Annotated in this window: 14 protein-coding genes and 1 pseudogene; 4 read left to right on the top strand and 11 right to left on the bottom strand. The window is 62.6% G+C overall.

Annotated elements, in window-relative coordinates; all coding sequences use genetic code 11:
* Positions 1–212: 212 nt before the first annotated feature.
* Together EII26_RS11335 and EII26_RS11330 are read right to left on the bottom strand one after the other, a co-directional pair.
* Entirely contained in the window at positions 213–1214 is a 1002-nt protein-coding gene (locus tag EII26_RS11335) for an Rpn family recombination-promoting nuclease/putative transposase (RefSeq protein ID WP_124889274.1), read from the bottom strand.
* 166 nt (positions 1215–1380) lie between these two features.
* Positions 1381–1476, bottom strand: a pseudogene (locus EII26_RS11330) (IS5-like element ISCARN85 family transposase); the annotation flags it as partial.
* A gap of 147 nt (positions 1477–1623) precedes the next feature.
* Here EII26_RS11330 and EII26_RS11325 point away from each other — a divergent pair.
* Positions 1624–2838, top strand: coding sequence for an aminotransferase-like domain-containing protein (locus EII26_RS11325; RefSeq protein ID WP_124889273.1), 1215 nt, complete (start codon positions 1624–1626; stop codon positions 2836–2838).
* Between the two features lie 46 nt (positions 2839–2884).
* Positions 2885–3646 (top strand): cyclase family protein, encoded by a 762-nt coding sequence (locus EII26_RS11320; protein ID WP_124889272.1) that lies wholly within the window; start codon positions 2885–2887, stop codon positions 3644–3646.
* Positions 3647–3776: 130 nt separating this feature from the next.
* Here the strand turns inward: EII26_RS11320 and EII26_RS11315 are convergent, their stop codons facing one another.
* Both EII26_RS11315 and EII26_RS11310 read right to left on the bottom strand, forming a co-directional pair.
* Positions 3777–5381, bottom strand: a complete 1605-nt coding sequence (locus EII26_RS11315; protein WP_124889271.1) for an amidohydrolase — start codon at positions 5379–5381, stop codon at positions 3777–3779.
* A gap of 70 nt (positions 5382–5451) precedes the next feature.
* Positions 5452–6015 (bottom strand): NUDIX hydrolase, encoded by a 564-nt coding sequence (locus EII26_RS11310; protein WP_124889270.1) that lies wholly within the window; start codon positions 6013–6015, stop codon positions 5452–5454.
* 313 nt (positions 6016–6328) lie between these two features.
* On the opposite strand from EII26_RS11310, the gene EII26_RS11305 reads away from it, so the two are divergent.
* Positions 6329–7345, top strand: a complete 1017-nt coding sequence (locus EII26_RS11305) for a hypothetical protein (RefSeq protein WP_124889269.1) — start codon at positions 6329–6331, stop codon at positions 7343–7345.
* A 166-nt stretch (positions 7346–7511) separates the two neighbouring features.
* Here the strand turns inward: EII26_RS11305 and EII26_RS11300 are convergent, their stop codons facing one another.
* The 7 genes from EII26_RS11300 to def form a co-directional block, all read right to left on the bottom strand.
* The gene (locus tag EII26_RS11300; RefSeq protein ID WP_124889268.1) at positions 7512–8081 is read right to left on the bottom strand and encodes a 2-oxoacid:acceptor oxidoreductase family protein; all 570 of its coding nucleotides are present in this window, start codon (positions 8079–8081) and stop codon (positions 7512–7514) included.
* A gap of 16 nt (positions 8082–8097) precedes the next feature.
* Positions 8098–8844, bottom strand: a complete 747-nt coding sequence (locus EII26_RS11295; protein ID WP_124889267.1) for a thiamine pyrophosphate-dependent enzyme — start codon at positions 8842–8844, stop codon at positions 8098–8100.
* A 15-nt stretch (positions 8845–8859) separates the two neighbouring features.
* Entirely contained in the window at positions 8860–9927 is a 1068-nt protein-coding gene (vorB, locus tag EII26_RS11290; protein WP_124889266.1) for a 3-methyl-2-oxobutanoate dehydrogenase subunit VorB, read from the bottom strand.
* A gap of 20 nt (positions 9928–9947) precedes the next feature.
* On the bottom strand, positions 9948–10163 hold the full coding sequence (locus EII26_RS11285) for a 4Fe-4S dicluster domain-containing protein (protein WP_124889265.1): 216 nt from the start codon (positions 10161–10163) through the stop codon (positions 9948–9950).
* 75 nt (positions 10164–10238) lie between these two features.
* Complete coding sequence (locus tag EII26_RS11280) at positions 10239–11012, bottom strand: hypothetical protein (RefSeq protein ID WP_124889264.1); 774 nt, start codon at positions 11010–11012, stop codon at positions 10239–10241.
* Positions 11009–11944: a methionyl-tRNA formyltransferase gene (locus EII26_RS11275; protein WP_233572728.1), complete on the bottom strand. Its 936-nt coding sequence runs from the start codon at positions 11942–11944 to the stop codon at positions 11009–11011. The genes EII26_RS11280 and EII26_RS11275 overlap by 4 nt, the downstream gene beginning before the upstream one ends.
* Entirely contained in the window at positions 11944–12486 is a 543-nt protein-coding gene (gene def, locus EII26_RS11270) for a peptide deformylase (protein ID WP_124889262.1), read from the bottom strand. The genes EII26_RS11275 and def overlap by 1 nt, the downstream gene beginning before the upstream one ends.
* A gap of 265 nt (positions 12487–12751) precedes the next feature.
* Between def and EII26_RS11265 the strand changes: the two genes are divergently transcribed.
* Positions 12752–13234 (top strand): CtsR family transcriptional regulator, encoded by a 483-nt coding sequence (locus tag EII26_RS11265; protein ID WP_124889261.1) that lies wholly within the window; start codon positions 12752–12754, stop codon positions 13232–13234.
* Positions 13235–13264 lie beyond the last annotated feature (30 nt).

The raw sequence follows: 13264 nt of genomic DNA, 5'->3' as shown, positions 1-13264 counted from the left end.
GTATGTGCTAAGGTTCCCTTGTCCACTTTTCCCTCCTGTATCGTGATGCGGATCGGCGTCCTCTCACTTTACTTGAGGGAAAATACTTCTCATAGCTAGAAGCTACCTGAACCCCCGGCCGAGCCGGGGGTTTTCAAAACACAACAAAAGGACGGCCCCGATCAGAGGCCGTCCTTTTAGCCTGTTTTCAGGGATCCGCCAGCCGGGACCGGTTAGGGCCGAGCGTTCCTCAGGGCCTCTATCTCGTCCGGGGACAGCCCCGTATACTCCGCAATCTGCTCCGGGGACAGGCCATGCGACAGCATCCGCCGTGCGGTATCGGCCCTTCCCTTCGCTTCGCCCTCGGCCCTTCCCTTCGCCAGAGCTGCCGCCTCGAGTCTCTCCCTGTAGCGGCCTTCGTCCCAGTGGTTCATCAGGTCCACGATGTACGCCAAACGCTGGTCCCGGTCCTGAAAAAACTCGCGCTCCAGAAGCAGCGCCTCTCCGATCCTCGGTTCCTCCTCCGCAATTCGGCCCATCTCGTCACCCCGCATCCCGTCAAGATATCCCAGCCAGCGCTCCAGCTTGTTGCGGGGCCGCCGGCCGGCCCTCCTCTCCATCCTGTCCTTCGGCAGCTCGAAATACACGATCTGAAGGTCTTCGCACAGTCGGCGGCCGCTCGCGTCGTTACGGATGGAGTAGCTGTTGCGGCACTCCCGCTCCTCCGGAAAGAGCTCGAAGTCCAGAAGGTTCAACGAAATCGTCCGCACCGTTTCGGTATAGTCCGCCCCGCGCTCCAGGGTCGCGGAGTACAGCAAAGACCAGTAATAAAGGGTCCGCTTCAGGTAGTCCGGGTCGGGCCGGACCTGAACCTCCAGATTGACCAGCTCTCCGTCCAGGCGCGCAGCGATGTCGAGGCGGCTGCCCTTCCCGGACGAGCGCAGGGGCGACAGCTCGTTGTTGATGAAGGAGACCGACGAGAACGCCCGCTCTCCGTCCGGAAACACCAGGGCGTTGAGCAGGTCGAGAAAGAGTTCCGAACGGTCCGGCCTCCCGAACAGGAACTTGAAGAGGACGTCGACCAAAGGGCAGACCCGCCCCCGGCCGATGTCTCGGAGAATCTGCGCCCTGGTCCCGGAACGCGGAGAATAGAAGAGGTCCGAATCCCCTTTCTCCGCGCTCCCGTCCGTGCGGGTACGCCCCCGACCCTTCGGTGTCGTATCCCTGAAGGTCATCTCCACCGTCCCCCCTCCGAACTCGAAGCCATTATAACAAAAAGGGCGGAAACCGGCCGGGCGCCCCGGAAAAACCGCCTCGGCGCCTCCTCCCGGGAGGGATATCCTCCGGTTCCGTAGGACACCGTGCGGGCCGGGGGGTGTTACCTAAGAGCAGGAAGCCAAAGAAAATAACATCCAACTTATCGTACCGTGTAGCGATGCGACGAAATCTTTCAACCCTGCAGAAAAGACGTTCGATCTCGTTCCGTCTCTTGTAAAGCTCCCCACCGTACGCCCAACTGTTGCGTTTAGGGATAAATCCATGCACTTTACTGAATTGAAAGTTTGGGTTAACATGAGAAAAACGATGCAAAAGGCATGATGCGGAAACTTTTTGCATAGCGCACAGGACGGGAGGCGAGGACGAATGATTGCCTATGCGAAGCGCATGAAGAAGATGGAGTACACGGCCAATGTCGTGAAAAACCTCTTCGGGTCGATGACGGATCCTCAAATCATCTCCTTTGGGGGAGGAGCCCCCGCAAAGGAGGCCCTGCCGATCGAGGCCGTCCGGCAGATCGCCGACGAGGCGCTTCGGGCCGATACGCGGGGCGTGGAGGCGCTTCAGTACGGTCCCATCGCCGGCATCCGCGACCTGCGGGAGGTCGTTATCGACGTACTGCTCAAGCCCAAGGGCGTGGAGTGCCGGATGGAGAACGTGATGATCGTGGCCGGGGGCCTGGAGGGAATCAACCTGATCTGCCAGGCGTATATCGATCCGGGCGACGTCATCCTGGTGGAGTCTCCGACCTTCGTCCACTCCGTCGAGATCTTCGACATGTTCGAGGCGACGTGCGTCGGGGTGAGCATGGACGAGGGCGGCCTGGTCACGGAGGAGCTCGAGGAGAAGATCCAAAAATTCCGCCCCAAGATGCTCTACACGGTCCCCACGTTCCAGAACCCGAGCGGTCGGACTCTCGGCCTGGAGCGAAGGAAAAAGGTGGCCGAGCTGGCCTCCAGGTACGACATCCTGGTCCTGGAGGACGACCCGTACCGGGACATCCGCTACGGGGGCGCCGACCTCCCCCCGATCAAGCATTTCGACAGGACCGGCAACGTCATCGTGGCCAACAGCTTCTCCAAGATTTTTTCTCCGGGCTGCCGCCTGGGCTACGTCGTGGGAGAGGCCGACGCCATCGCCCATCTGACGGACGTCAAGTCCGCGACGAACTCCCACACCTCCATGCTGCCGCAGATCCTGTGCGCGGAATTCTTCAAGCGCGGCCTATTCCCCGCTCACCACAAAAAACTGTGCGATCTGTACCGCGAGCGCAGAGACGCCATGCTCGGCGGCATCGACCGCCATTTTCCGCCCGGGACGAAGCACAGTGACCCCGAAGGAGGGCTGTTCACCTGGGTGGAGCTGCCCAAGGGGATCGACACCGCCGAATTGCTCAAGGCATCCACAAGCAATCCCGAGGTCAAGGTCGCCTTCGTCGCCGGGGAGGGATTTTTCACCGAGAGGGACGGCCGGGGCCGCAACTGTATGCGCATGAGCTTCGGCAGCAATCCGCCGGAGAGGATCGAAACGGGCCTCCAACGGCTCGGAGACCTCATCTGCTCCAGGATCGCAGCGGTCTGACCGAGCCCCTGCCTACCCACCGGAGCCGACGAAAGGAGCGAACGCCATGAACCGTCCCCTGAACGACGCCAGCCTGCTGGAGATCTTCGAGGTCCTGAAGAGCAAGCGCTTCGTGGACCTTACCCACACGTTCTCCTCCAACATTCCGCATTGGCCGGGTTTTCCCTCCTCCAGGATGGAGACCCTCTACCATCAGGACGAGGGAATCGGAACCCTGGGCTCGGGCTTTTTGTCCCACCTCTACACGCACTGCGGCCAGTGGGGCACCCACGTCGACCCGCCCGCGCACTTCATCAAGGGGATGCGGACCCTGGACGAGCTGGACGTGAAGGAGATGATCTGCCCCCTCGCCGTCCTGGACGTCCACGAGAAGGCCGCGAAAAATCCGGACTACGCGGGGGCCCCGGAGGACCTGGCGGACTGGGAACGACGAAACGGACGCCTGCCCGAGGGCGCCTTCGTCGCCCTGCGCACGGATTGGCACAAGCGCTGGCCGGACAAGGCCGCCTTCGCCAACACCGATGCCGCCGGCACCGCCCACTTTCCGGGCTGGGGCATGGAGCTCCTGAAGGTTCTCTGCGAGGAGCGGCACGTCCGCGCCCTGGGGCACGAGACGACGGATACGGACCCGGGCTGCACCGGCAGCCTTCCCGGGGAGACCTACGTGCTCTCCCGGGACATCTATCAGATCGAGCTGCTGGCCAACCTCGACCAGGTGCCCGAGTGGGGCGCCCTGATCGTCGCCTCCTGGCCCAAGCCCTACAAGGGCTCCGGCTTCCCGGCCCGGGCGTTCGCCATACTGCCGTAGGGCGCACCGCTTAGAAACTGTTCTCTCAAACACGGCGCCGGGCCGCCCCGGCGCCGTGTGGTCATGAGTACCGCCGCACGCCCTCGAGGAGTTCGCCCGAACGGAAGCGGACTCCCTTTCGACGCGGCGCTCAGGGCCACCCCTGCAACCCTCCGTGAGTCGCCCTCCCGTCCACGAAGGTGTGCGCAACCGCAGCCTCTCGGAGCTCCATGGGATGGATCGCGAAGAGGTCGCGGTCCAGGATCAGGAAGTCCGCCGCCTTTCCGGCGGAGAGGCTTCCGTTCCACCCCCAGGTCCCGTACGCCCTGGCGGGGTTGACCGTGTAGACGTGCAGGGCCTCGTCGAGCGTCAGCTTCTGGTCCGGGTTCCACTCCCTGATTCCGGCGTCGTCGGTCCGGTTGACCAGGTTCCAGATCGCGTAGAGGGGGTTGAGCTCCTCTATCGGTGCGTCGCTCGAGCCGCAGAGCATCACCCCCGCATCCACGAAGCGCTTCCACATGCAGGTCCAGCGTTCCCTCTCCCCGAGGCGGGCGGGGGCCATGTCGATGTCCGAGGCGACGTAGGTGGGCTGTACGACGCACGCCACGGGAAGGGTACGCATCCTCTCGAGCTGATCGGGACGGCAGACCTGCACGTGATTCAGCAGGTAGGGGAAGGCGGGGACCGTTCCCTTCGCCCCGAGCGCCTCGATCACATCGAGCAGCTGCTCCACGGCGGCGTCCCCGATCGCGTGGCTGAGGATTATGTTGCCGCGCTCGACGGCCTTCTCCATGGCCTCCATCAAATACCGATGCGTGTGGAGCAGCATCCCCGAGCCCCCGGCGTCCGCGTACGGGGACGAAAGCGCCGCCGTACGCGCCCCCAGGCTGCCGTCCAGGAAGAGCTTGAACCCCTCGTAGGTCACCCAGCCGTCCCTCAGACCCGCGGACATGGGCGGCACCGAAAACTCGTCGTGGACCGAAAAGATCCGGCACCGCAGCGTCCCCAGCCTCTGCATCTCCTGGTAGAGGGACAGGTCCTCGACCATCCCCAGGCTGGAGGCCCCGCAGGTGTGCAGCGAGGTCAGCCCCAGCGAGGCGGCACGCTCCAGAAAGCCCTCCAGGTACTTCAGGAGCCTGGACCGGGTGTAAAGGGACCGGCGAAGGGCCCGATGCGCGGGGAGCTGGGCTGCCTCGACCAGCACGCCGCTCAACCGGCCCGCCGCGTCCCTGCCGACCCCGGCGATCCCATCGAAGGCCTCCTCCCCGACGAGCTCCAGGGCCCTGGAGTTCAGCAGCGTGGCGTGAGTGCACACGCGATGGATCAGCAGCGGGTTGGGGATCGCGATGCGGTCCAGCGTTTCCGCATCCGGCAGCACGGGGGCGTCCCACCGGGCCTCGTTGAGGTTCGTCGCGTAGACCCAAGTGTCCGGAGGGACCGACGCCCCATGGGCCTCGATGCGCCGCCGCACCTCTTCAAAACTTCCGCACGCGCTCAGGTCCACGGCGTACATCGCCTTCGCGGAGGCCAAGACGTGGATGTGGCAGTCGCTGAATCCCGGCAGGACCGAGACGCCGTTCAACTCGTACCGCACCGCCCCGGCCGCCTCGGGAAGATTCGACAACGCCTCGTCGCTCCCCACCGCCAGGATCCTGTCCCCCCGGACGAGCATCGACTCCGCCCGGGGACGGCGCGAGTCCCCCGTCCACAGATTGCCGTGACGCAGGAACAGAACCCCCTCACGCGCGACGGTCATCCCGCTTCCCTCTCCGCTCCGGCGGCCCCGGACCTCCGAGAGGACGGGGCGCGGACAAAACCGGCGAAGCTCATGACTGCGGCCGCAGCCCCTCTCGGGCCATCAGCCAGGCCAGAGCCGCATAGGTCTTGGAGTCCCGGAACGCCCCCTCGGCCATCCTGATCGGGATATCCTCAAGGGGAATCTCCGCCACGGAGACGTCCTCGTCCTCGTCCTGCGGCAGGCGCGAGGGCGTGAGCCCCTCCGCCAGGAACAGGATCAGCAGCTCCGTACAGAAGCCCGGCGAGGCGAAAAAGCGCCCGATCTCCCGCAGCCGCTCGGGCCGGACCCCGAGCTCCTCCTGCATCTCGCGCACCGCTGCCTCCCGCGGGTCCTCCCCCTCCTCCACCAGCCCGGCGCAGATCTCGAGCGTCTCCTCCCCGACGGCGTAGCGGTATTGGCGCACCAGGAGGACACGGCCGCCGTCCGCCAGGGCCAGGACCCCCACCGCGGCGGCGTGTTCCACGACCTCGCGCTTCGCCGCCCGGCCGTTTGCGAGCGCCACCTCGTCCACCCTCAGGTTCAGGATGCGCCCCTCGTAGACCCGGCGGCTGGAGACGCAGCGCTCCGAGTCCGTCGTCCCGTTCGTCACCATGTTCCCCACCGACCCCTTTCGACAACGCGATAAAAAACGGAAAAAGCACAAACAGGCAACACAGCTTCTTAAATTTTAACAAACAGACAGGCCATCTTATCGTCCCAGCAGTACGCGTCTTTTATTTTCAAGGACCTCACGATACCTCCAACGATGTTCGATGGAAAAGGAGAGAAACAGATTTCATCTGAAACCCCATCTAAAGATTCGATCTTTCTCGCAATAAAATTTGACATTAAAAACTTATATTGATAAAGTGAACGACAGCAAAGCTCGGCATAAATTTTTCATTTAATTTATAAAGGAGGTTTTTATGTTGCGGCGTGTATTTGGACTTTGGATGATGGCGTCCTTCATTTTGTTTGGCTTTCTATACTCTCAGTCGAATGCGGCCGAGCCAACACCGGTTTGGAAGGTCGACTTTCTCAACGAAGACCTGCCTGCAGATTTTAAATACCCCAACTGGCGAATGTCGATAGACCCCTTTCCAACGGAAAAATTAGATAAACTGAAAGAGCTGGGGTACAAGACCGAGGTAAGCCGGGCCGGTATGGACACATTGCGCACCAGTGGTGGAGCTGATTTTACGGCAAAGCAATTTGACTGGGTTTTGGCCACCCTCAAAGAAAAGGTCGGCGTAACGCCAGACAAGCTGACCGTGCTCGATCTGCGTGGTGAAACACATGGTTTGATCGACGGCAATGTGTTTATGTATTGGATACCCAATAATTACGTCAACGAAGGAATTCCTACGGAAAAAGTGCTCGAAATAGAGACGAAACTCCTTGACGACTTAAAAAAGCAGGATCACATCAAGATGTATCAAACCAAAAATTGGGGGGCGGACTACGACAGCCCTATGCTGGAGTACAAGAAACCAGTAATCATGAGCGAGGGGGAATTTGTGAGAAGCAAAGGCGCTAAATATGTGCGTTTTGCGGACACCAACCATTTTCGCCCCGACGATCACGAAGTCGATCTGTTTGTAGCCTTCATGGCAGGTCTCCCCGACGACGAGTGGCTGTTCATGCATTGTTACGCCGGTGAAGGGCGCACTACAAACTTTATGGTGATGACGGACATTTACAAGAGCTATAAAGTGGCAAGTTTTGACGATATTGCAGCTCGGCAAGGACTCATAGGGCCCGTAGATGTACGTGCCGAATTGGCCCTTACGGGTAAAAAACATTACAGAATGAAAGCGTCCGTGGAGCGGCGTATTTTCTTGCAACAGTTCTACAATTACGCCAAGGATACTGACTTCAAAGAAAAAACCTGGACGGAATGGTGCAAGGAACGAGACCTGACGCTCCAGTACTATCCTGATTGAACTCGACTCATGGACTCATGAACGAAATGAGAAGACCAAGGGGATGCCCCTTGGTCTTCTCATTATCCCATTAAGCCCCTCAGGAAACAGAGGTTATGCGGACCGGCCGGTGGCTCAACTCTCTTTTAAAGCGAGCGGCCCCCCTCGGAGAGACAACCGCGGGCCGCTATTTCACCAGGGCCTTGCCCGCCTCGTAAGCGTTCAGGTTCATGGGCAGGAACTGCGGCTTCTTCTTGCCCAGCTTCTCCTTGATCATCTCGACGCACATCGAGTCGCTCACCAGGTCGGTCGCGGCAACGAGGGCCCCCAGCATGACGATGTTCGCCACCTTGTCGCTGCCGTTGTCGTTGGCGATCGTGTTGGCCGGGACGGCGATGGCTCGGATGTCGCTGCGGATATTCTCACCTTCCACTTTGACCAGATCGCTGTTGTAGAGCAGGACGCCGCCCTTCTTGACGTCGTCCTTGAACTTGGTCAGGGACGGCTGGTTCATCACCACCACGGCATCCGCATCGGAGACGACCGGGGACCCCACCTTCTCGTCGGAGATCACGACGCTGCAGTTGGCCGTACCGCCCCGCATCTCGGGGCCGTAGGAGGGGAGCCAGGAGACGTTGCGCCCTTCCGCATTGCCCGTGTAGGCGACGAGCTGCCCCAGCACCATCAGGCCCTGTCCGCCGAACCCGGCCGCAACCAGCGTGCGCTCGAACTTCTTGCCCTCGCTTTTCTTGTCCATGACGGCACCGCCCTCCTCACTCGAAATCCTTCTTGACGCCCAGGGGGTAGTAGGGCATCATGTTTTCCTCCAGCCATTTCAAGGCATCCACGGGACGCATGCCCCAGTTGGTGGGGCAGGTGGAGAGCACCTCGACGAACGAGAAGCCCTTCTTGTCCATCTGGTTCTGGAACGCCTTCTTGATCGCGGCCTTGGCCTGCATGATGTACTTGGGCTGGGAGAGCGCCACGCGCTCGATGTAGGCCGGTCCCTCCAGGGTGGCCAGCATCTCGCTCATCCGGATGGGATAGCCGTTGACGTAGGCGTCGCGTCCCGAGGGGCAGGTGGTGGCCCTCTGCCCCAGCAGGGTCGTGGGCGCCATCTGCCCGCCGGTCATGCCGTAGATGGCGTTGTTGATGAAGATGATCGTCAGGGGCCAGGCCCGGTTGACCGCGTGGACGACCTCCCCCATCCCGATCGAGGCCAGATCGCCGTCGCCCTGGTAGGAGAAGACGATCTTGTCCGGCCTGACGGCCTTGATGCCGTAGGCCAGGGCCGGCGCGCGGCCGTGAGCGGCCTCGATGAAATCCACATCGATGTACTGGTGCATGATGACGGCGCATCCCACCGGGGCGATGCCGATCGTGTCCTCCTGAATGCCCAGCTCGTCGATGGCCTCGCAGACCAGGCGGTGAGCCACTCCATGGGTACAGCCCGGGCAGTAGTGGGTGTGGACGTCCCTCTGCCAGGTCTTTGTCATCTCAAAAACTTTCGTATCGCTCATCTTCTCGCCCCCCGTCTATTTCTTTCCAAGCAGTTCCCTGCAGCGGTCCTCGATCTCGTGCACGGACGGCGTGAAGCCGCCCCAACGGCCGAAGGTCTCCACGGGCAGCCGGCACTCGGTCGCAATCTTGACGTCGTCCAGCATCTGAAACTCCGAGCTCATCTCGACATCCAGCAGCATTTTGACCGATGCGGGCAGGTTCTGGAAACCCTTCACCGGGTAGGGCCAGAGGGTGATGGGCCGGATCAGCCCCACCTTGAGCCCCTCCTCCCTCAGGCGGTCGATCGCCGTGCGGGCCATGCGGCTCGTCGTCCCGTAGGCGGCGATCACCAGCTCCGCATCGTCCACCCGGTAGCGCTCGAACCGCTGCTCGTCCTCACGGATCTTCAGGTATTTCTGCTGAAGGTGCGTCACGCGCTCCTCCAGGTCCTCCGGGTTCAGCTTGAGATTGTAGATGATCGTACGCTGGCCGCCACGCTCCTTGCGCCAGCCCAAAGCCCACTCCGCGTTGCTTTCGGGAGCGGCGACCTCTCGAGTCTTGATCTCCACGGCCTCCATCATCTGCCCCATGAAGCCGTCCGCCAGCACCATCACCGGCGTTCTATACTTCTGAGACAGGTCGAATCCGTCCTGGACCAGGTCCACGGCCTCCTGAAGGTTGTCGGGCGCCAGGACGAGCATGCGGTAATCCCCGTGCCCCGCGTTGCGCGTCGCCTGGAAGTAGTCGCCCTGAGCGGGCAGGATGCCACCGAGCCCGGGACCGGCCCGCATCACGTTGACGATGACGCAGGGCAGCTCGCCCATCGCGATGTAGGACATCCCCTCCGCCATGAGGGAAATGCCGGGGCTCGACGAGGTGGTCATGACGCGGTACCCCGTCGCCGCGCCGCCCATCAGGGCGTTGATGGACGCGACCTCGCTCTCGCACTGAAGAAACACGCCCCCCACCTGCGGCAGACGAGCCGACATGTACTCGGGTATCTCGTTCTGCGGGGTGATCGGATAACCGTAGAAGTACCTGCAACCCGCCTGCACCGCGGCCTCGGCGATGGCCTCCGTTCCCTTCATCAACACTTTAGCCATGACAATCCCCCCTCCTGAGCTTACGCGTCGGTACGATAGACCGTCAGAACCACGTCCGGACACGTCCGGGCGCAAAGCGTGCAGGCGATGCACCCGTCCTGGAACTGCTCCACCGGACGGTACCCCCTGGGATTGATCCTGTCGGAAATCCTCAGGACCTTCTTGGGGCATGCCGCCACGCAAAGCCCGCAGCTCTTGCAGTAATCCTCTCGAACCTCCACTCGTCCCTTCGGCATGTTTCTACGTCTCCTCTCCTGTCTGCTGACGTCGAAAACGTTTCCGGCCCCACTCCCGAACCGGAAGGACCTCCCTTACACCAATCCGCCGCCCCTCGCATCCTGTCGGACGGGGGCGGACCACATGCTCTCCCCCTCCCAGGGGCGCTGCATATACCGGGCCAGCGGCCAGAGCGGCACCGAGCCTGGGCCCAAAAGGCGCTCCGCCTCCTCCAGAAGCTCCGGCAGCACCGTTGCGTACAAGACGGGGAGATTCAACTTCTCCCCCGCGTCCCGAACCACGCGCACCCCCTCCGCCACATCGGCGGCGGTCGTCGACTCCATCAGGTGGCAGTTTGCGATCAGCCCCCCCACTTCGAGCCCGCACAGGGACTCCATCTTGATCCGCATCCGGGCGATGGCCTCGGGGCTGCCCGTCGCCGGACGAAAGGCATTGACGACCAGGAGCAGCCGATAGCCCGCCCGAATCAGGTCCGGAGCGAACTGCGTCAGAGCGCGGACGCCCACGGCATCCCCCCCGATGTCGAGGATCAGCCGGGCCCCTTCGTCCACGATGGCCCGGGCGATGCTCGGATTCAGGACGGACATGTCCGACCACTTGGCCGCCTCCGGGGGATTGAGCACGGTGAACCCCTCGCGCTCCAACTGGTCCGAGACCTGCCGGATGCAGAAATAGGGATTGATGATGTCCGCATCCGCGATCGTGACGCGCTCTCCCGCCTCCTTGAGCCCCCGAGCCAGGTTCAGGACGAACTCCGTCTTGCCGGAACCCAGAGCTCCGGTGACGGCCACCACACGGGGCCAATCGTAGAGCCCCGCCATATCCGCAAGGGTACGCCCCTCGCTCACAGAAAATCCCCCTCTTTCAGACGCATCCCCCTGGCCCATTCGCCCCCGCCGGTCCTCCTCTTCCCCTCGGCCTGGACCTCCTCGAGCCGAAGAGCCCCCGAACCGAAGGCCACGACCGGAAATCCCTCGGAGAACCGCAGCACCCGCCCGGCCTCTCCTCCGGCCCCGGGCTCGGGCAGGGTCCTCCAAAGCTTCAGACGCGCACCCCGGACCGCCGCATACGCCCCGAAGGAGGCGTCCAAAGCGCGGACCGTGTCGTGCGCCCGGCGGGCGTCCCAGAGCCAGGAGACCTCCCCCTCGGCCTTTTCCACCTTGGGCGCGTAGGTAGCGATGGATTCGTCTTGCTCTTTTAAAAATTGAGTCATATTATCCATGCTATTCTGTAAACATTGTACACCTTCAACGGCGATTTGGCTGCCCCTAAGGCTCAATTTTTCGTAAAGCTCCGACGCGGTGGCGGACGGCTCGAGGGGGAGAGATGCCTGACGCAGGACGGGCCCCGCATCCATCTTCCGCACCAGCCGAAAGACGGTGACCCCCGTCTCGGCGTCCCCGTTCATCAGGGCGCGCTGGATGGGCGCCGCACCGCGCCAGCGGGGAAGCAGCGAGGGGTGGATGTTGAAGCAGCCCCAGCGGGGCGCGTCCAGGAAGGGCTCGCGAATCATCTGCGCGAAGTCCACGACGAAGATGGCGTCGGGCGGGGATGCGCCGAGGGCCCCCATCAGCGCTTCGTTGCGGGAGAGGAGCCCCGTCCGCTCCAGGGGGAGCCCCAGGGCCACGGCGGTCTCCTCGACGCGGGACACGGTCTCCTTCAGCCCGCGCCCGGCGCGGGTGGGTTCGCCCGTGATCACCCGCTCGAAGGGAAGCGACGCGCTCATGTGCGCCAGGCACCGGGCCGCAAACGCGCCGCTCCCCATGAACCACAGGCGCATCACCGGGGCGCGGCCGCGCGCTTGCGCATTTTGTTCCGGATCATTCCGCGCTTGAGGGGCGAGAGGTACTCGATGAAGAGCTTGCCGTCCAGGTGGTCCATCTCGTGCAAAAACGCACGGGCCAGAAAGCCCTCGACCTCGTGGATATGGAGCTCCCCTCTCTCGTCCCGGGCCTCGACCCGGACCCACGCGGGCCGCCGCACCTCGGCATAGATGCCCGGGAAGCTCAGGCACCCCTCCTCTCCGGTCTGCTCGTCCCTCTGTTCGAGCAGCCGGGGATTGATCAGAACGAAGGAGCGCCCGTCATATTCCACAATGGCGATCCTCCGGGACTCCCCCACCTGGGGGGCCGCCAGGCCGACCCCATCGCTCATCCGCATCGTGGCACGCATCCTCTCCACGAAATCCAGCAGCTCCGCGTCGAAGCATTCCACGGGCTCCGCGGGCTTCTTGAGCACGGGGTCGGGAAAACAGCGAATCTGCAGCACCGACTGCGTCAGGACCTCATCGTCCATCCTGTCGCGTTCCTCATGTTTGGGCATCGAATCGAAAACCTCCAGACGACAAAACAAAGACGGCCTCCGCAGCCTTTTTCAAAAACCCTGCGGGGAACCGGCCAAGACCTCGCGCACAGCGGGTCCCGTCCATACATGCAACCGTCGCTCCCTCGAAAAGTATACGTCCCCGGCCGCAAAACGTCACTCGGTGCCTCTCGGCATTTTTCATTATTGATTATAACTGACCTTAAAGTTAGAATGAAGGACGACGCTACAGGACCTCAATTTTTTCGAAAGCAGGGAGCGCATTTTGTCGAATCTGACCCGAACCATCGAAAAATACATTCACGAGCTCTTCGGCGCCGAGGGGGACGAATCCATCGTGTCCCTGAGGCGCAAAGAGCTGGCCGAGACGTTCGGCTGCGTGCCCAGCCAGATCAACTACGTCCTCCGCAGCCGTTTCACCCCCGAACGGGGTTTTCTGGTGGAGAGCCAGAGGGGCGGGCACGGCTACATCCGCATCCTGCGCATCTCCTGCGAGGATCCCGAGGAAAGGCTGCACCACATCGACGATATCGTCGGCGAGACGATCACGGAGCAGGAGTGCCGGAAGCTGCTCCCGGCGCTCCAGGAGCGCGGCCTGCTCACGGCCCGGGAGCGCCTGATCATCGAGGTGGCTCTGCGGCACGCGGAGGAGCTGGGGCGCAGCGAGTTCGACCTCTCGCCCCACAAGCGCAACCTCATTCAGGCCGACATGCTGAAAAAAATGCTGCGCGGCCTGATGCTCGCCTGAAACCGATCACTTTTTTTCAAGGAGAACGCA

Source organism: Fretibacterium sp. OH1220_COT-178, assembly GCF_003860125.1.
Classification (GTDB): Bacteria; Synergistota; Synergistia; order Synergistales; family Aminobacteriaceae; genus CAJPSE01.
Note: the sequence above shows the minus strand (reverse complement) of the source record. Positions and strands in the feature narration are given on the sequence as shown.